Origin of the sequence: Streptomyces sp. NL15-2K, from assembly GCF_030551255.1 — a bacterium.
Lineage (GTDB): Bacteria > Actinomycetota > Actinomycetes > Streptomycetales > Streptomycetaceae > Streptomyces.
In genome coordinates, this window is sequence record NZ_CP130630.1 from 5,470,815 (window position 1) to 5,492,219 (window position 21,405).

20 protein-coding genes and 2 pseudogenes are annotated in these 21,405 nt (G+C 70.3%); 11 read left to right on the forward strand and 11 right to left on the reverse strand.

The genetic code is table 11. The features are described 5' to 3' along the window. Window positions 1-48: 48 nt before the first annotated feature. Complete coding sequence (locus tag Q4V64_RS24475; protein ID WP_124440968.1) at window positions 49-1,182, reverse strand: dihydrofolate reductase family protein; 1,134 nt, start codon at window positions 1,180-1,182, stop codon at window positions 49-51. Between the two features lie 82 nt (window positions 1,183-1,264). Between Q4V64_RS24475 and Q4V64_RS24480 the strand changes: the two genes are divergently transcribed. Continuing rightward, window positions 1,265-1,783, forward strand: a complete 519-nt coding sequence (locus Q4V64_RS24480; RefSeq protein WP_124440967.1) for a MarR family transcriptional regulator — start codon at window positions 1,265-1,267, stop codon at window positions 1,781-1,783. Window positions 1,784-1,904: 121 nt separating this feature from the next. Beyond that, the gene (gene ribA, locus Q4V64_RS24485; RefSeq protein WP_124440966.1) at window positions 1,905-2,546 is read left to right on the forward strand and encodes a GTP cyclohydrolase II; all 642 of its coding nucleotides are present in this window, start codon (window positions 1,905-1,907) and stop codon (window positions 2,544-2,546) included. Between the two features lie 75 nt (window positions 2,547-2,621). Here the strand turns inward: ribA and Q4V64_RS24490 are convergent. The 5 genes and pseudogenes from Q4V64_RS24490 to Q4V64_RS24510 all read right to left on the reverse strand — a co-directional run. Then, window positions 2,622-3,098: pseudogene (locus Q4V64_RS24490) on the reverse strand (response regulator); the annotation flags it as partial. A gap of 12 nt (window positions 3,099-3,110) precedes the next feature. Then, window positions 3,111-3,720: pseudogene (locus tag Q4V64_RS55180) on the reverse strand (histidine kinase); the annotation flags it as partial. 89 nt (window positions 3,721-3,809) lie between these two features. After that, window positions 3,810-4,199 (reverse strand): sensor domain-containing protein, encoded by a 390-nt coding sequence (locus Q4V64_RS24500; protein WP_303715628.1) that lies wholly within the window; start codon window positions 4,197-4,199, stop codon window positions 3,810-3,812. Window positions 4,200-4,260: 61 nt separating this feature from the next. After that, entirely contained in the window at window positions 4,261-4,965 is a 705-nt protein-coding gene (locus Q4V64_RS24505; protein ID WP_124440964.1) for an ATP-dependent Clp protease proteolytic subunit, read from the reverse strand. Then, window positions 4,962-5,591, reverse strand: a complete 630-nt coding sequence (locus Q4V64_RS24510) for an ATP-dependent Clp protease proteolytic subunit (protein ID WP_124440984.1) — start codon at window positions 5,589-5,591, stop codon at window positions 4,962-4,964. The genes Q4V64_RS24505 and Q4V64_RS24510 overlap by 4 nt, the downstream gene beginning before the upstream one ends. 363 nt (window positions 5,592-5,954) lie before the next feature. On the opposite strand from Q4V64_RS24510, the gene Q4V64_RS24515 reads away from it, so the two are divergent. From Q4V64_RS24515 to Q4V64_RS24525, 3 genes are all read left to right on the forward strand, one after another. Then, window positions 5,955-6,692, forward strand: coding sequence for an alpha/beta fold hydrolase (locus Q4V64_RS24515; RefSeq protein ID WP_253267038.1), 738 nt, complete (start codon window positions 5,955-5,957; stop codon window positions 6,690-6,692). A gap of 703 nt (window positions 6,693-7,395) precedes the next feature. Then, window positions 7,396-9,108: a S49 family peptidase gene (locus tag Q4V64_RS24520; protein ID WP_124440963.1), complete on the forward strand. Its 1,713-nt coding sequence runs from the start codon at window positions 7,396-7,398 to the stop codon at window positions 9,106-9,108. 77 nt (window positions 9,109-9,185) lie between these two features. Further along, window positions 9,186-9,818, forward strand: coding sequence for a response regulator transcription factor (locus Q4V64_RS24525; RefSeq protein ID WP_124440962.1), 633 nt, complete (start codon window positions 9,186-9,188; stop codon window positions 9,816-9,818). A gap of 94 nt (window positions 9,819-9,912) precedes the next feature. On the opposite strand, the gene Q4V64_RS24530 is transcribed toward Q4V64_RS24525, so the two are convergent. Genes Q4V64_RS24530 through Q4V64_RS24540 form a run of 3 tightly spaced genes read right to left on the reverse strand, consistent with a single transcriptional unit; the run spans window position 9,913 to window position 13,258 of the window. Beyond that, complete coding sequence (locus tag Q4V64_RS24530; RefSeq protein WP_124440961.1) at window positions 9,913-10,935, reverse strand: GNAT family N-acetyltransferase; 1,023 nt, start codon at window positions 10,933-10,935, stop codon at window positions 9,913-9,915. Window positions 10,936-10,950: 15 nt separating this feature from the next. Continuing rightward, window positions 10,951-12,342, reverse strand: a complete 1,392-nt coding sequence (locus Q4V64_RS24535; RefSeq protein ID WP_124440960.1) for a nucleotidyltransferase family protein — start codon at window positions 12,340-12,342, stop codon at window positions 10,951-10,953. 49 nt (window positions 12,343-12,391) lie between these two features. Then, a complete protein-coding gene (locus Q4V64_RS24540; RefSeq protein ID WP_124440959.1) occupies window positions 12,392-13,258 on the reverse strand; it encodes a nucleoside-diphosphate kinase in 867 nt (288 codons plus the stop codon). A gap of 244 nt (window positions 13,259-13,502) precedes the next feature. On the opposite strand from Q4V64_RS24540, the gene Q4V64_RS24545 reads away from it, so the two are divergent. The 6 genes from Q4V64_RS24545 to Q4V64_RS24570 all read left to right on the forward strand — a co-directional run bounded on the left by Q4V64_RS24545 (window position 13,503) and on the right by Q4V64_RS24570 (window position 18,327). Then, window positions 13,503-14,582 (forward strand): alpha-hydroxy acid oxidase, encoded by a 1,080-nt coding sequence (locus Q4V64_RS24545; protein ID WP_172629257.1) that lies wholly within the window; start codon window positions 13,503-13,505, stop codon window positions 14,580-14,582. A 108-nt stretch (window positions 14,583-14,690) separates the two neighbouring features. Beyond that, entirely contained in the window at window positions 14,691-15,758 is a 1,068-nt protein-coding gene (locus Q4V64_RS24550; RefSeq protein ID WP_124440957.1) for an amidohydrolase family protein, read from the forward strand. Next, window positions 15,755-16,252, forward strand: a complete 498-nt coding sequence (locus tag Q4V64_RS24555) for a thiamine pyrophosphate-binding protein (protein WP_124440956.1) — start codon at window positions 15,755-15,757, stop codon at window positions 16,250-16,252. Before Q4V64_RS24550 ends, Q4V64_RS24555 begins: the two co-directional genes overlap by 4 nt. Further along, on the forward strand, window positions 16,192-16,836 hold the full coding sequence (locus Q4V64_RS24560; protein WP_124440955.1) for a thiamine pyrophosphate-dependent enzyme: 645 nt from the start codon (window positions 16,192-16,194) through the stop codon (window positions 16,834-16,836). Before Q4V64_RS24555 ends, Q4V64_RS24560 begins: the two co-directional genes overlap by 61 nt. Further along, the gene (locus Q4V64_RS24565; RefSeq protein ID WP_172629255.1) at window positions 16,833-17,510 is read left to right on the forward strand and encodes a class I SAM-dependent methyltransferase; all 678 of its coding nucleotides are present in this window, start codon (window positions 16,833-16,835) and stop codon (window positions 17,508-17,510) included. Before Q4V64_RS24560 ends, Q4V64_RS24565 begins: the two co-directional genes overlap by 4 nt. 88 nt (window positions 17,511-17,598) lie before the next feature. After that, the gene (locus tag Q4V64_RS24570; protein WP_124440953.1) at window positions 17,599-18,327 is read left to right on the forward strand and encodes a hypothetical protein; all 729 of its coding nucleotides are present in this window, start codon (window positions 17,599-17,601) and stop codon (window positions 18,325-18,327) included. Window positions 18,328-18,843: 516 nt separating this feature from the next. Here the strand turns inward: Q4V64_RS24570 and Q4V64_RS24575 are convergent. Both Q4V64_RS24575 and Q4V64_RS24580 read right to left on the reverse strand, forming a co-directional pair. Next, window positions 18,844-20,136 (reverse strand): MFS transporter, encoded by a 1,293-nt coding sequence (locus tag Q4V64_RS24575; protein ID WP_172629254.1) that lies wholly within the window; start codon window positions 20,134-20,136, stop codon window positions 18,844-18,846. Window positions 20,137-20,169: 33 nt separating this feature from the next. After that, on the reverse strand, window positions 20,170-21,405 hold the full coding sequence (locus tag Q4V64_RS24580) for a GNAT family N-acetyltransferase (RefSeq protein WP_124440951.1): 1,236 nt from the start codon (window positions 21,403-21,405) through the stop codon (window positions 20,170-20,172).

Here is a 21,405-nt window from a genome sequence, read left to right on the forward strand (position 1 = left end):
AGGACCCGAGTCGCCACGGTTTCCTTCGGGGTCGCGTGGGCGTCCCCCTCAGCCCAGCAGATGCCGATTCGGCGCCTTCGCCGGCCCCTCGCATTCCGGCAGTACGACCACCTCCGCACCCCCGCCCACCAGCACCCCACTCCCATCGGCCCCCGCCACGAACGTGTCCGGCTCCCGCCAAGCCGTCACCACCCGCCGCACCCCCGCCTCCAGAATCAGCCGAGCACACGGCACCGGCCGGGACGCCCGCCGCGCGCACGGCTCCAGGCTGCTGTACACCGTCGCGGACGCCAGGCGAGGATCACCCGGCTCGACCTTCCCCAGCGCCGCCTCCTCCGCGTGCACGACGGAGTCACCCTCCCGGGAGTACCCCCGCGCCAGCTCCGTACCGTCGGCCGCCACCACCACCGCCCCCACACTGAACGCGGTCGCCGACGGCGGACACAGCTCCGCCAGCTCGCACGCGAGCCGCAACCAGTGATGATCGGCGGCCGACACCGCCCCGCCCACCCCGGGCGCCGTGGGCTCGTACCGCATCAGCACGACGTCACCGACCGCCCGCGTCTCCACCAGCCGCAGCCGCCCGCCCTGGTAGGGCCCCGGCCCGAACAGCCGGGGCGCCTCCGGGTCCCCCACGAACAGCGGCGCCAGCACCAGCTGGAGCTCATCCGCGAGCCCCTGCCTCAGCAGCTGGGTGTGGATCCGTCCGCCGCCTTCGACCATCAGGCGGCGGACCCCGCGGACGTCGTGCAGGTGCGTGAGGAGCTGCCGCCAGTCGAGTTCGGCGCCCAGGGGGGCGATATCGGCGGCCAGACCCACGCCCAGGGCCCGTGCCCGCTCCGCGCCCTTCTCCGTCGTATAGACGATCTTCTCCCCGCCCGTGTGCCAGAACTTCGCCGCCGGGTCCAGGTCCCCGGAGCCGCTGACCGTGACCTTGAGGGGGTACTCCGGCTTGCCCTCGGCCACCCGGGCCGCCCGCCGCTCCGGCGAGTTGACCAGCAGCCGCGGATTGTCGGCACGGATGGTCCCCGCGCCGACCAGGATCGCGTCGACGGACGCCCGTACCGCGTCGACCCGGTCGAAGTCGGCCGGGCTGGACAGCAGCAGGCGCTCGGGGCCGGTGTCGTCCAGGTAGCCGTCGAGGGAGACGGCGGCGGAGAGGAGGACGTACGGGTGGGGCATCGGCGCGGTCCCTCTCGGAGGAGAATCAGGCGTTTCAACAGGGCTGCTTGGTTCAAGTTTGAAACAAACCTACACTGGCTGCATGACGACTCGCTGGCTCACCCCGAAGGAGCAGCGCGCCTGGCGCGCGTACGTCGCCGCGACGCACCTCCTGGAGGACGCGCTCGACCGGCAGCTCCAGCAGGACGCCGACATGCCCCACCTGTACTACTCCATCCTGGCCACCCTCTCCGAGACCCCGGAACGCAGCCTGCGTATGACCGACCTCGCCGAGCAGCTGAAGATCACGCGCAGCCGGCTGACGTACGGGGTGACACGGCTGGAGAAGGACGGTCTGGTACGGCGGGAGAGCTGCCGCTGGGACAAGCGTGGCAGCCTCGCCATTCTCACCGACGAGGGCATGGCGGTCCTGGAAGAGGCGGCGCCGGGACACGTCGAGACAGTCCGCGCCTCCCTCTTCGACCACCTCTCCGAGGAGCAGGTGGGCCAGCTGGAGGAGATCTGCACGGGAATCACCCGGGCCCTCCAGGGAGACGACGGGGAGCGCCCCGCTGCCGACGAGGTCCCTTGGCGTCGCCGCTCGTCCCCGTCCTGCCAGTGACCCTCACCGCAAACCCGTTGCTTCAAATTTAAAGCATGGGGTAGGGTCCGTACTCGTAGATCTGCTTGCTTCAAATCTGAAGCAGATGTGCCACCACCGGACCCTACCCGGGAGAACCCGCATGCCCGACTTCCCCGCCGCCACCCCGCGCTCCCGCGTCCGGGTACCGCTGCGCTTCCACGACGGCTATGGCGTCGACGCCGAGCTGGTCACCTTCCACGGCCTGGCCGACGGCCAGGAACACGTGGCCATGGTTCTCGGCGACCCCGCCCCCGGCACGACCCCGCTGGTCCGCCTCCACTCCGAGTGCCTGACCGGCGACGTCTTCGGCTCCGCCCGCTGCGACTGCGGCCCGCAGCTGCGCGAGGCGGTCGAGCGCATCGCGGACCGCGGCGGCGTCCTGCTCTACCTCCGCCAGGAAGGCCGCGGCATCGGTCTCTACAACAAGCTCGACGCGTACGCCCTCCAGGACCAGGGCCTCGACACCTACGCCGCCAACACCGCGCTGGGCCTGCCCGAGGACGCCCGCGACTACACGGCGGCGGCGCAGATGCTCCAGGCCCTGGGCGTCTCTACCCTGGACCTGCTCTCCAACAACCCCGACAAGGCGGGCCAGTTGCGCGACCTCGGCATCGCCGTCCGCGACCGCGTGCCCACGGGTGTCTTCACCACCGCACACAACGTCCGTTACCTGCGCGCGAAGGTCCTCCAGACCCAGCACACGCTGCCGCTGGGCGAACTGACGGGACGCCACGCGGTCTGACAGCGCACTGCCTGCGTCACCGAAGGGCCCGCGTTACTGAGCCGCCTGCGCCGCCCGCGTCACTTGGGGGTGTGCCTTCAGCACCTCACGCTCGCGGGGGGTGAGCGCATCGAGCGGGGTGTCGCGGCGACGGGTCAGCAGCTCGGTCACCACCTCGGGGTCGAGGGCCGTACCCCCGCCCGCGACCCGCTCCAGCGCGTCGAGGAACTCGTCCACCCGCCCCACCCGGTCCTTGAGCAGATAGCCGAGACCGCCCGCGCCCCCGCCCAACAGCTCCGCGGCGTACGACTCCTCGACGTACTGCGAGAGCACCAGCACCGGCAGCCCGGGGATCTTCTCGCGGGCGACCCGCGCCGCCCGCAGCCCCTCGTCCCGGAAGCCGGGCGGCATCCGCACATCCAGCACCGCGACATCCGGGCGATGCTCCAGCAGCGCGGGCAGGATCTCCGGCCCGGTGCCGACGACGGCGGCCACCTCGTGCCCGGAGGACGTCAGCAACAGCACGAGCCCTTCGCGCAGCAAGGCGTTGTCCTCGGCGATCACCACACGCACGGCAACTCCACCCAGCGCGGCGACCCGCCGCCGCATACCCAGCAGCCCCGAGCCACCGCCGGTCTCGTCGGCGCCGCCCCGCCCCTCGTCCCGTACCCGCACCAACCCGCGCCGGGTACGGGCGAGGCCCACCTCCGCCCGCGGCGACCCGCTGTACTTGGCGGCGTTGGTCAGCGGCTCGGCCACGACGAAGTACGCGGCGGCCTCCACGGCGGCCGGCGCCCGCACGCCCTCCTCCAGACCATCGTCCTCCACCGCCACGGTCAGGCCGCTGCTCGCGGCCGGCGCCCGCACCGCGCCGACCAGCCCCCGGTCGGTCAGGATCGGCGGATGGATGCCGCGCACCACGTGCCGCAGCTCGGTCAGGGCCCTCCTCGGCCTCGTCCAGCAGCTTGCGGGCGGCCTCGGGATCACGGTCGTAGGCACGCTTGGCCAGCCCGATCCGCATCGACAGGGCCACCAGCCGCGCCTGCGCGCCGTCGTGCAGATCCCTCTCGATCCGGCGCAGCTCGGCACCGTGCGCGGCGATCGCGTCGGCCCGGGTCTCCGTCAGCTCCTCGACCCGCGCGGCCAGCTGCGCCCGCGGCGACGGCACGAGCAGCGCGGTCGACCAGTGGGCCTCGGGCCCTTCTGATGGATCTCCGCGGCGTCGCGACGCCCGGCACGCACTCTCGCCGCACCGGACGCCGCTCCTTCTCCCGCGGAGATCCATCAGAAGGGCCCTAGGTCGGCGAGCCGGACGATCAACGGCAGCACGACGGCACGCCGCCGCAGCAGCCCGTACCCCACGCCGTCGTCGACCAGCCCGACGGGCCACAGCGGCAGCGCGAGGAAGACGAGGGCGCCGTAGAAGTAGTAGGCGAGCATCCAGCGCAGGTCGGTGAGCGTTGCGGGATCCCGTACGGCGATCCGCAGCCGCTCGCGCAGCGTCCCGCTGATGCTCTGATACGCCTCGGGGATCCGCCGCCCCGTCCACGCGGCCGTCAGACCCCGCTCGGCACCGGCGATCCGCCGGATCAGCAGCACCGTCTCGGGCAGCATCCAGGCGCCGAGGAGGTACCCGTGGAGAGGGTGTAGCGGGCTGCACCAGGCGACAGGCAGGCCGGGCCGGACGGAGGCCGTTCGAGCCGCGCGCGGCTCGAACGGCCTCGTCGCATCACCGTCACACGCGGGAGGCGGCGCCGCGTGTCGTGATGATCTGGTCGATCAGTCCGTAGTCGAGAGCCCCCTCGGCTGTGAGGATCTTGTCCCGCTCGATGTCCCGACGAACGTCCTCGACGCTCCGGGACGAGTGCCTGGAGATCAGTTCCTCCAGCTGTTCCCGCAACCGCGACAGCTCGTTGGCCTGGATCTCGAGGTCGGACACCTGAGCCCGCCCGGTCTCGGCCGACGGCTGGTGGATCAAGACGCGCGCTCTGGCGAGCGCCATCCGCTTGCCCGGTGTGCCCGCTGCCAGCAGCACAGCCGCGCCGGAGGCGGCCTGGCCCATGCAGACCGTCTGGATCTCCGGTTTGACGAACTGCATGGTGTCGTAGATCGCCGTCATCGCCGTGAAGGAGCCACCTGGCGAGTTGATGTAGAGCGAGATGTCCCGGTCCGGGTCGGTCGCCTCGAGACACAGCAGTTGGGCCATGATGTCGTTGGCCGTGACGTCATCGACCTGGACGCCCAGGAAGATCACCCGTTCTTCGAAGAGCTTCGCGTACGGGTCGTACTCCCGCGCACCCTGCGTCGTGCGCTCGACGAAGCGTGGCAGGACGTATCTGGCCTCCGCGTTCAGCCCGCGATCGGCGAGGGGAGTGCTGCCGCCTTCCGGGAACGGTCGTGAAGGACCCACCGGCGGCGGGATGCCGGCGTCGCCCCTCATCCGTTGCCCGCTCCGGTGCCGCCCCCACCGGGCACTGCCGACGCCGATCCCATGACCTCGTCGACGAGGCCGTACTCCTTGGCCTCCTCGGCGGAGAACCAGCGGTCGCGGTCGGAGTCGTGCGTGACTTCCTCGATGGTGCGTCCCGAGTGATGGGCGATCAGCTCGGCCATCTTCCGCTTGGTGCGCAGGAGCTGCTCGGCGTGAATCTTGATGTCCGTGGCCGAGCCGGCGAGACCCGCGGTCGGCTGATGAATGAGGATCTCGGCGTTCGGCAGCGCGAAGCGCTTGCCCGGTGTGCCCGCGGTGAGCAGGAACTGCCCCATCGAGGCCGCCAGACCCATGGCGATCGTCACGACGTCGTTCTTGATGTACTGCATCGTGTCGTAGATCGCCATACCCGCCGTGATCGATCCGCCCGGCGAGTTGATGTACAGAAAGATGTCCTTGTCCGGGTCGCCGGCAAGGAGCAGAAGCTGCGCCGTGATCTTGTTGGCGATGTCGTCGTCAACCTGCTGCCCGAGAAAGATGATCCGCTCGCCGAGAAGCCGGCTGTACACCTGGTCGCCGATACCGCCGACCATGGGCGAGTCGCCACCAGCAGCGGCAGGCATTAAATGGCTCATGTATCCACCTCTCGTCCACGACGACTGGGCCGCCATGGCATTTCAGTCCGTGCGTCGTCCGAAACGAGCGAGGTCCGGCACCAGCGGTCACCGAAACCACGGCCGTTGAAAGAACCCTAACCTCAGACCGCCGGACCTACTCCGGTCGAGTGACTCGTTCGCTCATAGCGCACGCGGTGCTCTACTGCCGCCCTGGCTTGAAATCACCGCACCGGCATACCGGGAACACGAGCGGGCAGCCGGGCCGTCGCGACTCGCACGCATTTCCGACATGCCACAGCATCCCCCGCCATGCTTTAAAATTGGAGCCATTCAGCGCGGCGGATACGACGGGGGAATGCGACTGGTCAAGCAAATATCAAGGTGGAGATCGACATTCACGAAGAACCCGTTCTGGTACTGATCCACAGCCCTGTGTTCGGAGAGTTGACCTGGCATCCGACGGCGGAGCTCCTCGGCGCCCACGGCCGTCCCACGGTCACACCCTCCCTGCGAGGTGTGCTCGAGGGTCCGCCGCCGTATTACCCCAGGCTCGTTTCGGCCGTCGCCGAGGCCGTCGACCGCCGACACGCCGGCCGGAGCGTGGTGCTCGTGGGGCACAGCGGCGCCGGCCCTCTGCTGCCCGCGGTGTCGAACGGCCTCGCGGGCACGGCGCTCGGCGTGGTCTTCGTCGACGCCATACTCCCGCACGCCGGCCAGAGCTGGCTCGACGCGGCACCGGAACCACTGGAAGCGCAGGTCAGGGACCTGGCCACGGAGGGCAGGCTGCCGCCGTGGGACCAGTGGTTCCCGCCCGGAACCCTCGAGGGACTGGTGCCCGACGAGGCGACGCGTACCCGGTTCTGCGGGGATCTGCCGCGTCCTCCCCTGTCCTACTTCGCGGAACGCGCACCCGCGGACCAGGGAGTGACGCCCGCTCGCAGCGCCTTCCTGAGGCTCTCCGACGCGTACGAGCAGCAGGCCGCCGAGGCCGAGCGCCGGGGGTGGCGGGTGGCGCGCCGCCGCGCGCACCACCTGGCCATACTGACGTCGCCCGCAGAGGTCTGCGCGGCGCTCCAGGACCTCACCACCGAGCTCACGAGCAGCCGCCCCCTTCATTGAGTCGCGGACCGTCCGTGGAACCAGGCGTGGTGCGTCGCGGTCCTCATCGCCCGCACCACGACTGCCGCCGACAACCGCCGCGTAATTCGGGCGAACACCTTGCGGGACTATTTCTGCGTGCTTAACATTGCCGGACCGATCAGCTGAGAGGGTTAAACACGGGGACGAGCGATCGGAATGAGGAGGTCGGGGATGAGACGACCCGCAAAGGACCCGGACCCTGTCTGTACATGGCCGCACCACGCGGGTTCCACTCACCCGTCGGCGGAACACAGACCTGGGCCAGCAGCCGCTCGGTCTGTGCCCTCTGCATTCAGACTCTCGACACGATAACCCGAACACAGTCTGCGCTCATTCTTCACCGGGGCTCCACATCATCTCCATTCCGGGTGTCATCAACTGACAGAGCCTCGCGAAAACAATCACTGCCGTCGCCTCGGCGCACCCTCCTGATTCGCCGCAGATCATTTCGGGGTGGCCGCCGACCAGTGATTCGAAACGGGCGCGCAATCCCCGTGTCGCCGTACGACAGCCCCGGTCCGGAAATCGGTCGCCGCCTGTCCTGTCGTACCGGTCGAGATCGGCCCGGCAGCCGGTCCTTCCCCACATCGAACCGACACGTCGTCGGGTCCTGTGTGACCGGCGAAGCGCCTTCCCCGACTCCGCCCTGCCCATCCCATCCCTGCAGAAAGCGGGTACCCACATGCCAGATTTACAGGCCGCCACTTCACGGCTCGGCGGACAGCTGTCCCGGCTCGGGCAGCGGTCGGCGGCTGAACCGGTCATCCTGGAGCTGGACCTGACCGAGGGAGTCCGGATGGTGCCCGCGAACTCCCCGGTGCCCACGCTGCCGCTCTCGCAGAAGCCCAAACTGCCCGACCTCCTCCTCGGGCTCGAGCGAGGGCGGACCGACGACAGGGTGGCCGGTCTGATCGCCAAGATCGGCCCCGGGCGCATGAAGCTGGGCGTGGTGGAAGAGCTCCGGCACGCCGTCCTCCGCTTCGGCGCCGCGGGAAAGCACACCGTGGCCTGGTCGGAGTCGATGGGGGAATTCGATCAAGGCACCTTGCTGTACTACCTGGCAAGCGCCTTCTCGGAGATCCACCTCCAGCCCTCGGGAGACCTCGGCCTGATCGGCGTCACGATGCAGGCGCCGTTCGCACGGGAGGCGATGGACAGGATCGGCGTCCGGATCGACGCGGGCAGCCGCCACGAGTACAAGACCGCGGCCAACACCTTCACCGAGAACGGCTACACCAAGGCCCACCGGGAGTCCGACGAGCAGGTGGTGGACTCGCTGACCGGGCTGATCGCCGGCGGCATCGCCGAGTCCCGCGGCCTGACGACCGATCAGGTGCGCCAGGTCATGGACCGCGCTCCGCTCCTCGCCTCCGAGGCCCTGGAAGCCGGGCTCGTGGACCGGCTGTCCTACCGGGACGAGGTCTACGACGCCCTCCGCACGAAGTTCGGCGACGACTGCCGGCTGCGGTACGTCACCCACTACGCGCGCAGCCGCGAGTTCCGACTTCCCTCCTCACTTCCCTTCCGGCGCGGGGACGGGGTGGCCCTCATCCATCTGCACGGCACCATCCGGCTCGGACGCGGCAGCCCCGGGCGCACGGTGGGCTCGGCCACCACGACCGACGCGCTCCGGGCGGCCATCGCCGACCCGCACGTCAAGGCCATCGTGCTGCGGGTGGAGAGCCCCGGCGGCTCCTACGCCGCCTCCGACGCGATCTGGAGGGAGGTGGCGAGAGCCAAGCGCTGCGGAAAGCCGGTCATCGGCTCGCTCGGCTCAGTGGCGGCGTCGGGCGGCTACTTCGTGGTCATGGGCGCGGACGCGATCGTGGCCCAGGCGGGCTCGCTGACCGCCTCGATCGGCGTCTTCGGTGGCAAGCCGGTGCTGTCGGAACTGCTGGAACGCGTCGGTGTCCGGGTGGACGGGGTCTCCGTCGGCGGCAGACACTCCCGGATGTTCTCCAAGACCTTGCCCTTCAGCGAGGACGAGGTCGAACGCCTGAACGCCTGGCTGGACCGCGTCTACACCGACTTCGTCGACCGGGCCGCCCAGGGCAGGCAGATGGATCCGGAACGCATGCGGGAACTCGCGCGAGGCCGCGTGTGGACCGGCGCCGACGCCCGGGAACGCGGCCTGGTCGACACGGTCGGCGACCTGCACACGGCCGTGGGCATGGCCAGGTCCCGGGCAGGCCTGCCCGGGGACGCGCCCGTCGTGAGGTATCCGAAGAACGGCCTTTCCACACTGCTGCGGCCACCGCGGTCGAGCGACGACCGACTGGCCGCCACGCGGTCGGCGTGGGCCGGTGTCGGCGATCCGCTCTCCCGCATCACCAGCAGCCTGGGGCTTCCGTCGTCCGGGCCCTTGATACACCCGTTCAGCCTTGAGATCCGCTGATGCGGGTCGACGACGTCCCGCGCACGGATGTGACCAAGGCCAAGGAACCGCTCGGGAAGCCCTCAGGGAGTGTCGGCATGGCTGTGAAAGTGGCATTACTCGAAGAGAGAACGACGGTACGGGTGGGCATGCAGGAGCTGCTCGGCCCCCATTTCGATGTCGAGATCCTCGACTCGCGGGACATCGACGCCGTCGACCGGACGCTCGCACGCGCATCAGGGGCGGACGTCGTCATCGTCGGCCAGGTGAACGAGAGCCAGGACCTGGCCTACGTCAGGCGGCTGAGCGCCTTCGGCAGCAACCTCGGATTCCGCGTCATCGCCTTCTGGGACGTCAGCGACCAGAGCGAGATCGCCCTGCTGCTCTCGGCCGGAGCGTGCGGCTACGTCAATCCCAGCTCCGACTCCCGTCAGATCGTGAGCGCGGTGACCATAGTGGCCGGCCACGGCATGGCGTTCGTCCCCGCGCCTGAGTACCGCTTCCCTCCGGGAGCGGCCCTTGAGACCCCGCCCGAGTCGGCCGGGCTGACCAGCCGCGAGCGCATGGTCCTCAGCTCGCTGAGCCACGGGCTGTCCAACGCGGAGATCGCCAAGAACCTCAGCATCTCCGAAGCCACGGTCAAGAAGCACCTCTCCCAGGCGATGCACAAGGTCCACCAGCCCGATCGGCTGCGCGCGGGGCTGTACGCCTACCGGCACGGGCTCTTCTGACCTCAGGAAAGCCCGTGACCTGAGGAAAGCCCGTGACCTGAAAGCCCGACCACCTCCGTAGAACGCTGCGGCGTCCCTGCGCGGACGCAGCAGCTCACGTTCCGGCCAGCCAGCAGCTCAGCGGCCGTCTGGTCATACCGAGCCGTGTCTTCCAGTCGTCGTTGCGCCGCCCTCCCTCCAGCAGCTCGCATCCCTCGTCCAGGGCCGCCCGCAGACTGGCGTGGAACAGCACGGCGTACGGACTGAACGAGAGCCGAGCGGGCGGCAGCGAGCCGGCCGTCCAGTTGTGGAACACCGTGCCGTCGGTGAAGGAGATCGACGCGGCGACCAGCCGGCCCGCGATCCTCACCGTCAGCAGCCGCAGCCCCGCCTCGACGCCGTGCACGAACCCGGTCAGGCGGGCGGGCTGGTACCAGCCGGGGTTGCCGTGTTTGGCCGCGGTGGCGCGGCACAGTGAGGCGACGTCCCGAAGCGTGGCCTCGTCCGGCTCGGTCTCGACGGCTGTCCGCGCTCCTGCCGCCTGCGCCCGCCGCAACTGCCGCCTGAGGTCCTGGCGCGGGCCGCGGGGCAGGCCGGTGATGTAGTCCTCGGCGGTACGGAAGGCCATGAGGTCCACCGTGTAGCGGGCGTCGGCACACACGCCGCGCAGCCGCGTCTTGCCGAGCAGTGTGGCCAGTTCGCTGTCCTCCAGCACGTTGATGAAGCCGAACGCCTGGACGCCGCACTCCGCGGCGAGTGACTCGACGGCCTGGCAGACGGCGTCCACCAGCGCCGGGTCGGCGCTGAGAGCCGGCAGACGGGTGTCGTACCAGTGCCACACGTGCGACAGAAGCACCGGGTCCCCACCCTCGCGGAACGAGGGCAGGACCGATCCGATGACGCCCAGGGGGTCGGCGGCCGGCAGCCGGAAGAGCGGCAGCACCGCTTCGACCGCGCCGGTCCGGCGCCGCCGCACCGTGAGGTAGTACTGGTCGAGCGTCTCCTGCAAGGGGTGACGCCGGTAGGAGCGCAGCACGTCCGAGCGGTAGAAGAGCGGGGCGCCCGACCGGTCCACGACGTGGTCCCAGCCGACGGGGTCGACGCACTCCTCATGGACCTCCACCACGTGTTCACCCATGTCGCCGCCCACGGGTCACGGCGCACCGCGGTGGCTCGCCAGTTCTTCGGCCAGGGCGATGCTCGCCGGGTCCACGTCGCCCCAGACCGTCGGCACCAGTACCTCGGTACCCGCCAGCAGCACCGAGGCGGTTCCCGCGCGGATCAGGTGCAGACCGTCGGCGAGTTCCGTCTCGGTACGGGGCGCGGGGACCGGCGTGGCTGTGGCCGGCTCCCGCTGCGGGCGCGTGGTGTCCAGCCTCGCCCAGGTGCTCCGCGGAAGCAGCCTCCAGCACAGGTCCCTGCGCCGGTGCGGGGCCTCGGGGCCGGGAATTCCAGGGCTGCCGAGGCGGGGCACGAGGTCGGCGGAGAAGTACCGCCGTGCCTCCGCGGCCAGTTCCGCGGCCACGGACGGTTCGCGTCCGCGCGCCTGTTCGTCGGCGAGGGTGAGCCGGTGTACGCGTTCCGCGCGGTGGGTCCTCGACTCGGCGCCGATCGACAAGTAGGGATCGCCGTCCTCACGCGGCCGGCGCATGCCGTCCCGCCACAGCGGCACCACGGTCTGCGGGTACACCGAGGCGACCGCCGCCGCCAGGTCCGCCATGGCCTGCGACGCGCCTGCCGCACGGCACAGCTCTTCGACCGATGCCCAGTCGACGTGCGGGTTGTCACGGAGCACGGCCTGCACGTCGTTGATGTCCTTCATGGACAGAAGTCCGTCGTTGACGGCATGGGCGGCGATGAGGGCGAGTTCGCTCTCCGCGCACGGCACGGTCGCCGGGACGCCCAGGATCTTCCCCTTCCGCCAGCCGACGAGCGGCATGAGCGCGGAATGCCCGACGGAGAAGGGTCCCATGTGCAGATCGACGCGGCTGTGCGCGGCACCGTCGGCCGCGCCGTCGGAGAGCACCATGGTCAGTTGCCCGTACAGCGAGCCTCCGTCCGTCCACTTGATCCACGGGAATTCGTCGGTGTCCCACTCCCATCCCATGCCGCGGAGCCGAGTCGCCGTCCGTAATCCCGTCGCCCAGTCGGGAACGTGCAGATCGAGGTCGCCGATATGCCTGACTTCCGGGTCCGGATAATGCTCGCGCAGCGCGAGACCCTTGATGACGTGTACGTCGGCCTCCCCCAGCGTCTCCAGTACGCGGCGGGTCTCGGGCAGCGCGAGCCCGCGCCGTTCCGCCTCGGCCTCCTCAAGTTTCTCGAGTTCCTGGACCACGACGGCGACATTTCCGGTGCGGTCGTTCTCGGGCAGGCGGAGCAGATTGCGCAGCGCCAGGGTGTAGACACGGGAGTCCACGATCTCGTTGTAGAGGCGGTGCGGGTCCATACGCTCGACAGCCGCGGGCACCGTGGACAGTTCCCGCTGGCTGGGCTGGATTTTTCCGACGGTGGTCACAACGTTCCAGTACTCTTCGGATCCCATGCTCCAACTCCTTCAGTGCGCCATCGGCTTCATCGCGTCGGGGAGAAATTCATCGCATCGGGGGAAAGTAGTTGGACGTGGCGAGGACCGCGTGCTCCCAGGAGTCGAGACCGAGTGAGTGAAGGCGCAGAAGACTTTGCACCCGGTCCATGTCACAGGGCGGCTCACTGCCGTCGAACGGAATGCTGAGCAACTCGGCGAACTGGTCTTCGGTCCCGCCCCGCGGGAGTTCCGCGGCGAGCAGGCGACCGCACTCGGCCTCGGCCAGTCGTCCCTCGGCGGCGCGCTCCGCCGCCAGTCGCCGGCCGTTCTCCGTCAGACTGCCCCAGCACGCGCTCAGCAGCCGTCCGCGAACACCCGCCAGGGCCTGCGGGAAGAGCCTCGTCTCAGGGGCTTGGGCAGCACGCAGCAGGGTCAGGTAGTCCGCCATCCGATCGGCCGACGAGTAGTCGGCGGGCCGGGCCGCGCCCCCCAGCAGGACGGCCTCCCTCGCCGAGTGCGCGGCGGAGTCCGACACATGGAGCAGGCTCATGGCCACGTTGACGGCGCCCAGGGAATTCCGGATGGTTCCGGATGCGGCGAGCCGGGGATCGGAATGTCCCTTCAGTTCGTTCGCCGCCTTGTAGAGGCTGTCGTGGTCACGCCCCTCGGTGTCCTCCAGCACGAGCAGCACGACCGGCCCCAGGGCGAAGAGGGCGTCCATGGCACGGTACCGGTACGTCTGGCCCGCCGCCGCTCCCTGAGTTTCGCTCATGGCATCGACGCACATCGGCCCGATATTCGCCGACCGCCAGGCCAGCAGCTTGATTCCGATTTCCGAGAACTGGTCCAGAATTTCACCGACGAGCTGGCGTCTGACAGCGTCGGGTCCGACCATGCAGAAGATTCGATTGCTCCACCATTGTGGATCTTCCATGCGGCCCACAATCCTCCCGCCGGAGTCGTGTGTCGCAGCAATGGAACCGTGCCCGAAATTCCGCGTCAAGGTTTCGGCGCGAACGTCCCGGCACGCTATACCAAGGTTCCAGCGAGTGCTCCACGTTCGTACCGGACGAAGTGCCACCGCCGACTGTGGACACTGGCACGGTCACCTCCGCAGACTGAATCCGGCTCGAATTATCGGGTCACTCCTGTCCCCTTGCAGGGAGGGTTTGCCGACTGTGGACTCCGGGGAATTCCAGAAACTCGCCGACGCCGCCCGCAAGGCCGTGGGGGCCGGTCCCCTCGACTACTGCCTGGGCGGGGCCGGCGACGAGAGCACGCTCCGGCGCAATACCGGGATGCTCGACCGGTACGCCTTCGTTCCCAGGATGCTGGGGGCACCGGTGACGCCCGATCTCACCGTGCGGGTGACGGGCGGCACGCTGAGCGCTCCGGTGCTCGTCTCCCCCATGGGGCTCCAGTCCCTGTACCACCCGGGCGGCGAGGTGGAGACCGCGCGCGCCGCGGCCTCCCTGGGCCTGGGCCACTGCCTGTCGACGTTCTCGTCGATGGACGCGGCGGACGTCGCGGCTCAGGCGGGTGACGGGCTGCGCTGGCGGCAGATCTACATCCTGCGGGACCACGGACTGACGCATGCCTTGGTACAGGAGGCCGAGGACCACGGCTACACGGCGCTCGTCTGCACCGTCGACGTGCCGACCGTCGGCCGCCGCAACCGTGACCGGGCCAACGGCTTCGACCGCTTCGCCCTCGCGCCACCGGCGATCGTGAAGAGCCCGGCCTTCCGGAAGCTGTCGGCCGAGGTCCCGGGAAGTCCCCAGGAGGTCCTGGACAGTGTCTTCCCCCACCCGGAATGCACCTGGGACGACGTGGCCCGTCTCGTGTCCTCCACCCGCCTGCCCGTACTGGTCAAGGGCGTCCTGCACCCGCAGGACGCCCGGCTCGCCGTCGCCGCGGGTGCGAGCGGGGTCATCGTCTCCAACCACGGCGGCCGCCAGCTCGGCCGGTCGATCAGCAGCATCGAGGCACTGCCCGGCGTCCGGGCGGAGCTGGACGACGACATCCCGGTCTACGTCGACTCGGGCATCCGCGGCGGGGAACACGCGGCTGTCGCCCTCGCGCTGGGCGCCCGGGCGGTCCTCGTGGGCAGGCCGGTGCTGCTCGCGCTGGCCGCGGAAGGCCACGACGGTGCCGTACGGGTGCTGAGGGAGATCGTGGACGAACTCCGCCTGACCATGCGGCTGGTCGGCGCCACCACCCCCGACCGTCTCCGGCAGGCCGCTCTCGTCAGCGGCTGACCCGGTCCCGGGCCCCTCGGCGGAGCGGGCCCGGGACCAGACCCCCTCGGCGGAGGGGGCTCCACCCGGCTCCGACACGCACACCAGCCCCATCGAAGGAGGCCATCCATGCAGAATTCCGGGTACCTCGACTGCGACACCCACTTCACCGACCATCCACGTGAGCTGTGGGAGTCCATAGCCGGGGAGGTCGACCTGCCGGTCCTGCCGGAGATCCTGGACCACGAGGGCCGGAGCCGGCTGCGCATCGGGGACGAGCTGTATCCCAAACCCGCCGGCAGGGGCCAGGGCAACCCCAAGGGCCTCGGTCACCTGATCGGCCCGGGCGCGGACGACGACCGGCGGGCGTTCATGGCCGAGCACGGCATCAGCGCCGCTGTCCTGCAGCCCGGCTTCGTGGGACTGTCCGTGCAGTCCGTCGCCGACGGGCGGGTCCGACGTGGTCTGCTGGAGGGCTACAACCTCCTGGCCAAGCGGTCGTGTGAGCGGTCCGGACTCGATCTGAGGTGGGCGGCCCTGCTGTCGGCGGAGGACCCGGAGTGGAGCGCGGGGCTGCTGGAGCAGTACCGGGACGACCCGAACCTGGTCGGGGCGGTCGTGCGGCCGACGGCGCGCACGGCCCAGGACCGGCTCAGCGGCAAGTCGTTCACCAGCGTCCTGACGGCGCTCGCCGAGCAACGCCTGGTGTTGTTCGTGCACGGCGGCACCGGCTGCCACCAGTGGTCCCCGCTGGCCGACGCGTACGAGGACTACACCCTCACCCACGCGTTCGGGCACATGGGCGAGCACATGATCGCCCTGACCGACCTGCTCACCCGCGGTGACGGCCTCCCTCCCGGGCTGAGGATCGTCATGCTGGAGTCCGGCGTCTCGTGGATCCCGGGGTTCCTCGGCCTGCTCGACAGCCACGTCCGGCGGCTGAGCAGCTCCGACACGGCTCCGAGCGAGGTGTTCGCCCAGCACTTCGCCGTCGTTCCCGACCCCGACGAGCGGCACGTGCGATGGGCGTGCGAGGCGATCGGCCGCGACAACATCCTGTTCGGATCCGACTACCCCCACTGGGACACCGTGCCGTCCGGGAAGTGGGCGTCCACCCTCGCCGACTTCGTCGACAAGGACGTGCTGTACACCAACACCCGGCGTGTCGTGCCCCGTCTGGCGGGCAAGGGCGCATGACCGGGCCCGGCCCGCAGCCATCGCTGCAGTCCCGGCTCGCCGACGCCCTCGTCGAGTCCGGCTACCGCCGCGCCTACGGCGTGCCCGACTCGGTCCTCGCCCCGCTCCTCCGGCAGACGGAGCAGCACATACCGCTGACCCACATGCCGCGCGAGGACCTGGCCGTGGGTGCCGCGGTCGGTGCCTGTCTGGGCGGCGAGACCGCGTTCGTCTTCATGAAGAACGCGGGCCTCGGCAACAGCATCGACGCGCTGCTCTCCCTGGCTCGCGCGTCACAGGTCCCCGTCAGCATCGTGATGGGGATGTCCGGAACGGGCGGCGACACTCTCCCCCACCACGTGGCGGTCGGGGAGCGCGCGAGCGCCGTCCTGCGTGCCGTCGGCATCCGTCAGCGCACGCTCACACCCGTCGAAGAACCCAGGAGTCTGGCCCATTGGCTGCATCGGAATTGGATGTCCCGCACGTCGGCCGCGGTGCTGATCCCGCCGGGGTGAGCGAGGCCGCGCCCACCCGCCCGCAGGTGGCCGTCGAGGTAGCCGTCAACGCGGCGGAACGCGATGTCGCCCTGTTCGTCGGCAACGGGTTCCTCACCCGTGAGGTGGCCCATCTGGCGGACGGGCCCGGCACCTTCTACCTGTTCGGCGGCATGGGTCTGGCGACCTCGGTGGCCTGCGGGTACCGCGAGGCGACCGGCCGTCCGGCGGTGGTGCTCGAAGGCGACGGCAACTTCGCGATGGGCCTGGGCGGGGCGCTCTACGCGCCGGCCGCGGGCCCCGCTCCCCTGGTCCACGTGGTCGTCTTCAACGGCCACTACGAGAGTTCGGGCGGGCAGACGACTCTGCTGCGCACGCCCGCCCAAGTGGCGTCGGTGGCCACGGCTCTGGGCTACCGGCACGCATGGGTCGCCGACACCCTGCCGGAACTCCGCCGCCGCTTGCGGGACGCCCTGGAGATGTCCGAGGGCGCGTCACTCGTCTGCGCCCACACACCGCGGCTCTCCCCGCCGCCGCCACGGCCACGGCTCGACGCGGCGGACTGCACGCAACGGTTCTCCCTCTGGCGACAGGAGCAGCGATGACGGACAGCGCGCAGTATCCCGACACCCGCGCCGACGGGGCCCACATCCACTGGGACGCCCAGTGGCGGACGGAGGAGGGACGCTCGGCCTGGGGAACCCCCGAGCCGCGGGTCCTTGAGGTCATCGGCACCGTGCGTGCCATGGGCGGCCGCCGGGTGCTCGACGTGGGCTGCGGGATAGGCAGGCATACGCGGGCCCTGGCGGAGGCCCGCTTGGAGACCCACGGCGTCGACCGCAGCGAGTCCGGCATCGTGTACGCACGCGAACTGGCCCGGAAGGAGGGCCTGGACCTGCGGTTGCGCGTCACCGACTTCGCGTCGCTGCCGTACGAGTCCGAGTCCTTCGACTACGTCCTCGCCTGGAACGTCGTCTACCACGGCACGGAGGACGACCTCGCGGCGGCGCTCGGTGAGATCCGTCGCGTCCTGCGCCCCGGTGGCCTCTACCAGTCGACCATGCTGTCCAAACGCAACTCCGAGTACGGCAAGGGTACGGAGATCTCGCCCAACACCTTCGTCCAGCCGGGGGCCGCCGACGACAAGGTGCACCCGCATCTGTACTGCGACATGGACGACCTGCTCAGGCTCCACCGTGGTCTGCGCCTGCTGGACGGTTCCGAGATCGAGCAGGGGCGCGTCGGCTCCTACCACTGGCATCTGCTGTTCGAGAAGTGAGCTTCGAGAAGTGAGCGAGCCGTGGAAGGACGAGCCTGGAAGGACGAGTCATGGAAGGAGAGGTCCGCTGCTGAACACCGATCCGGGCGTGTCCGCCATAGTGGACAACGCCCTGGCACTGAACGCGAGTTTCGCGGCGGCACTGGGATGCCGTACCCACGAGGACCACGGCGTCGCCGCGATCGACGCGGAGTGCCCGGGCCACCGCCGGGCCATCGTCGTCGCCCCGTGCCTCGACACCGCGGAGGCGGTGGCCGGCCTGAGGAGTTTCTTCTCGCCGAAGGGCGCCTGGGTGCTGGAGGATCCCTTCGGGAGCTTCGACGGAGAGAGCGCGGGGCTGGTCCGGGCCGACACCACGGTTCTCTTCCGCTACGATCCGCGGCCCGGCGAGGTGCTCGATCCGGGACTGACGTTGCGCCGGGTCGATGACCGCACGGATCTGGAGATCGCGGAGCGGATCGTCGCCGAGGGGTTCGAACAGCCGGAACTGGCTGCCGCGCCTCCCGGGAGTCTGTACCCCCGCACGATCCTCGACGACTCCGCGGTCTCCATCCTCCTGGCCGTGGTGGCGGGTGAGCCGGCGGCAACCGTCATGAGCTACCACGACGGCCGGAGCACCGGCCTGTACTGGGGGGCGACACTGCACACGATGCGTCGCCGGGGCCTGTGCGGCGGACTGATCAAAGCCCTGATGAACGAGCATCCGCACACCCCCACCCTCGGCTCGTCCGGCGCCATGAGCCAGTCACGTTTCCGGGAGTTCGGGTACCGCGAGCTGGGCCCGAGCACCTGGTGGTTGTGGCCTGGGGACGGCTGAGCCGGGGCCGGGGGCGGCCGTCCGGGTGGTGGGGAGACGGTGGGGCGGCCGACCGCGTGGTCCGGAGACGGTGGCGGCCGACCGCACGATCCAGACGGTCGCCACCGACCGCACGAACCAGAGACGGTGGCGGCCAACCGCACCAACCAGACGGTCGCCACCGACCGCACCAACCACAGACGGTGGCGGCCAACCGCACCAACCAGACGGTCGCCACCAACCGCACCAACCACAGACGGTGGCGGCCAACCGCACCAACCAGACGGTCGCCACCAACCGCACCAACCACAGACGGTGGCGGCCAACCGCACCAACCAGACGGTCGCCACCAACCGCACCAACCACAGACGGTGGCGGCCAACCGCACCAACCAGACGGTCGCCACCAACCGCACCAACCACAGACGGTCGTCACCAACCGCACCAACCACAGACGGTGGCGGCCAACCGCACGACCCAAAGACGGCCGCCACCGCCCCCCGCCGTGCCGTCCCCCGCCGCGCCGGTCCGCCCCTGGTCAGGGCCTTTCGTCGACAGCGTCGGCGGGAGCCGGGCGCAGTCCGAGCATCCAGGCGGCCGACGTCAAGGTGCCGACGGCGGCGACGAACAGCGCGGTGCGCGTGTCGGTCGCGTCGGCGAGCACGCCGGCGCCCGCGGCCCCCAGGGGGATCGCGCCGAACAGCAGCGACATGGAGGTGGCGACCACGCGTCCGAGCAGATGATTGGGTGTGATCATCTGCCGCCAAGTGGTGGCGCTGGAGATGAGCGTCACCAGGCCGGCCTGCGACAGGACCTGCCCCAGGCACAGGACGAGCACCGCCAGGGCCGTGGGGCCACCCGCCAGTGGTACGAGCAGACAGCCCAGGCCGCGTACCAGAGCCCCCGCGATGATCATTTCTCGCGGCTGGGCGCTCACGCTGAAGCGCCGCAGCAGCATGGAGGCGGCGACCGCACCGACCACGCCGGAGGCGAGGACCACGCCGATCAGCAGGGCGGACAGGTCCAGCTCACGGCTGGTGTAGTAGACGAAGAGGGCCAGGATCCCCGCGCCGAAGAAATTGTCCCAGGCCGCGGAGACGGCGAGCCGCCACTGGATGGGATGGCGGGCCACGACGCGCACCCCCTCGGCGAGTTCGGTGCGGAACGAGCCGCCCTCGGCCCGCTCCGGACGGGGGGCGGACACCTTCATACGGAAAGCCGCGTACGCCGACGCCAGGTACGTGGCGGCGTCCGCGACGACCGCGACGGGGGCCGTGAGCGCCTGGACGAGCACACCGCCGGAGGCGGGGCCCGCGCCCTGGGCGATCGAGCGGGACATCTCCAGCTTCCCGTTCGCCTCCAGCAGTTGCTCCTGCGCCACGACCGTGGGTACCAGCGCCTGGTAGGCCGCGTTGTAGAAGACGGTCAGCGTGCCGGTGAGGAAGACGCTGGCGTAGAGGTAGAAGAACTGCAGGTGGCCGGTCCAGTGCAGCACCGGGATGGCCAGGAGCGACAGGAACCTGCCGATGTCCGTCAGGATGAGAACCGTTCGCCGGTCCAGACGGTCCACCCAGACGCCCGCGAAGACTCCGAAGAGCAGAGCCGGTAAGAACTCCGCGGCGAGCACCATGCTGACCTGCAAAGGGGATCCGTCGAGCAGTTCGACGGCCACCAAAGGAATGGCCAGTTGGGTGATCTGGGTGCCTATCCAGGACAGGGACTGCCCTGTCCACAGCAGTGTGAAGTTCCGGTTTCTCCAGACACTCCCCTGATCGGCGGGGGTCTCGATGCCGGTCGTTTCCTCTTCCTCGCTGTGCGTGATGGGTACCACTCCCGGGTGTCGATCGAACAGTTGTAACAGTTGTCAGAATCGGCAGGCGGTGAACGGCGCGAGGTCGCTCACCAGGGCGCGTGAGAGACGGGCCACGGCCGCCGGACCGCGCCCCTCCACCAGCCCGGCCTCGGCGAGGGACGACACCGAGGTACCGCCCAGGTAGACCGCCCCCAGTTCCCGCGCGCCGAGGCTCACGTCCGCGGGATCGCCGGTGGCCTCGCACGCGGCGCCGTCCCTGCCGCCGGAGAGCCGCCAGCGTCCCGCGTTCCAGGGACAGAAGGAGTCCCTGACCTCCAGGACCACGTCGACGTCCGCCGCGTAGGTCCGTGCCGCCAGGGCCCTGCCCACGTCCACCAGCCGCAGGTGAAGTTGGTCCGACACCGTCGGCCTCGCGCTGCGCGGATCCACGAGCAGCCGCAGCAGCGGGTCGTCGACGGGGATCCTGGCCACCACCGCGGCGGTCAGGTCGAGGTCGAGCACATGCCGCCACAGCGCCGTGCCGGCGGCGGGTTCGACGGCGCAGATCTCCCGCACCCGTACCGTGCCGGCGTGAATCCCCCCGTCCGCGGCGGGGATCGTGGCGTAGCGGACGAAGCCGAGGACCTCATCGCCTCGCACGGCCAGTACACAGCGCAGCGGGCTTGACCCGCCGCGCAGAGAGGGCGGGTCGGCGACGGCGTGCCGTGCCCAGGCCGCCCCCCGGAGCAGCATCCCGGGCCGCCGCCGGGCGGCCACGGCGTGGACGGGCTCGGCCAACGGGACCGCTTCGAGGGGATCGACGCTGGTCAGCCGGATGCTTGGGTCCGACGGCGCGTCCTGCACCAGGGCGCCCGCCCAGCGGGGGACCGTCACCAGCATTTCGTGGCTGGCCGTTCCGTAGCCGTAGCGGCCGTAGATGGGCGGCTCGGTGGTGAACAGGGCCGCGACCGGCTCGCCCCACCGCTCGTGAATGTCCGTCAGCTGTCGGCGCATCAGCTGGGTGAGCATGCCCCTCCTGCGGTGGGTCGGCAGGACTCCGCACCAGGTGACGCCCGCTGCCGGGACCACGCTCCCCGGTACGCTCATCCGAAGAGCGTAGCCCGAGACGCACCCGCAGATCCGCCCCTCGTCTTCCGCGACCAGCGCGCGGTCGAACTCGAAGATCTCCCGTTGGGCGGCCCGCACGTCGGGGGGCTGCTGCCTCCCGTACGCCTCGGACAGTACGGCGTCGAGGGCGTCCCACTCCTTCTCCTCCGCCTGGCGAACGGTCGCCGTCATCTCGCGCAT

What these genes read in the sequence shown, in the direction of transcription:
- Q4V64_RS24475 (WP_124440968.1), bottom strand. Translation starts at nt 1,182, where the DNA reads ATGCCCCACCCGTACGTCCTCCTCTCCGCCGCCGTCTCCCTCGACGGC.
- Q4V64_RS24480 (WP_124440967.1), top strand. Translation starts at nt 1,265, where the DNA reads ATGACGACTCGCTGGCTCACCCCGAAGGAGCAGCGCGCCTGGCGCGCG.
- ribA (WP_124440966.1), top strand. Translation starts at nt 1,905, where the DNA reads ATGCCCGACTTCCCCGCCGCCACCCCGCGCTCCCGCGTCCGGGTACCG.
- Q4V64_RS24505 (WP_124440964.1), bottom strand. Translation starts at nt 4,965, where the DNA reads ATGAGGGGCGACGCCGGCATCCCGCCGCCGGTGGGTCCTTCACGACCG.
- Q4V64_RS24510 (WP_124440984.1), bottom strand. Translation starts at nt 5,591, where the DNA reads ATGAGCCATTTAATGCCTGCCGCTGCTGGTGGCGACTCGCCCATGGTC.
- Q4V64_RS24520 (WP_124440963.1), top strand. Translation starts at nt 7,396, where the DNA reads ATGCCAGATTTACAGGCCGCCACTTCACGGCTCGGCGGACAGCTGTCC.
- Q4V64_RS24525 (WP_124440962.1), top strand. Translation starts at nt 9,186, where the DNA reads ATGGCTGTGAAAGTGGCATTACTCGAAGAGAGAACGACGGTACGGGTG.
- Q4V64_RS24530 (WP_124440961.1), bottom strand. Translation starts at nt 10,935, where the DNA reads ATGGGTGAACACGTGGTGGAGGTCCATGAGGAGTGCGTCGACCCCGTC.
- Q4V64_RS24535 (WP_124440960.1), bottom strand. Translation starts at nt 12,342, where the DNA reads ATGGGATCCGAAGAGTACTGGAACGTTGTGACCACCGTCGGAAAAATC.
- Q4V64_RS24540 (WP_124440959.1), bottom strand. Translation starts at nt 13,258, where the DNA reads ATGGAAGATCCACAATGGTGGAGCAATCGAATCTTCTGCATGGTCGGA.
- Q4V64_RS24550 (WP_124440957.1), top strand. Translation starts at nt 14,691, where the DNA reads ATGCAGAATTCCGGGTACCTCGACTGCGACACCCACTTCACCGACCAT.
- Q4V64_RS24555 (WP_124440956.1), top strand. Translation starts at nt 15,755, where the DNA reads ATGACCGGGCCCGGCCCGCAGCCATCGCTGCAGTCCCGGCTCGCCGAC.
- Q4V64_RS24565 (WP_172629255.1), top strand. Translation starts at nt 16,833, where the DNA reads ATGACGGACAGCGCGCAGTATCCCGACACCCGCGCCGACGGGGCCCAC.
- Q4V64_RS24580 (WP_124440951.1), bottom strand. Translation starts at nt 21,405, where the DNA reads ATGCGCGAGATGACGGCGACCGTTCGCCAGGCGGAGGAGAAGGAGTGG.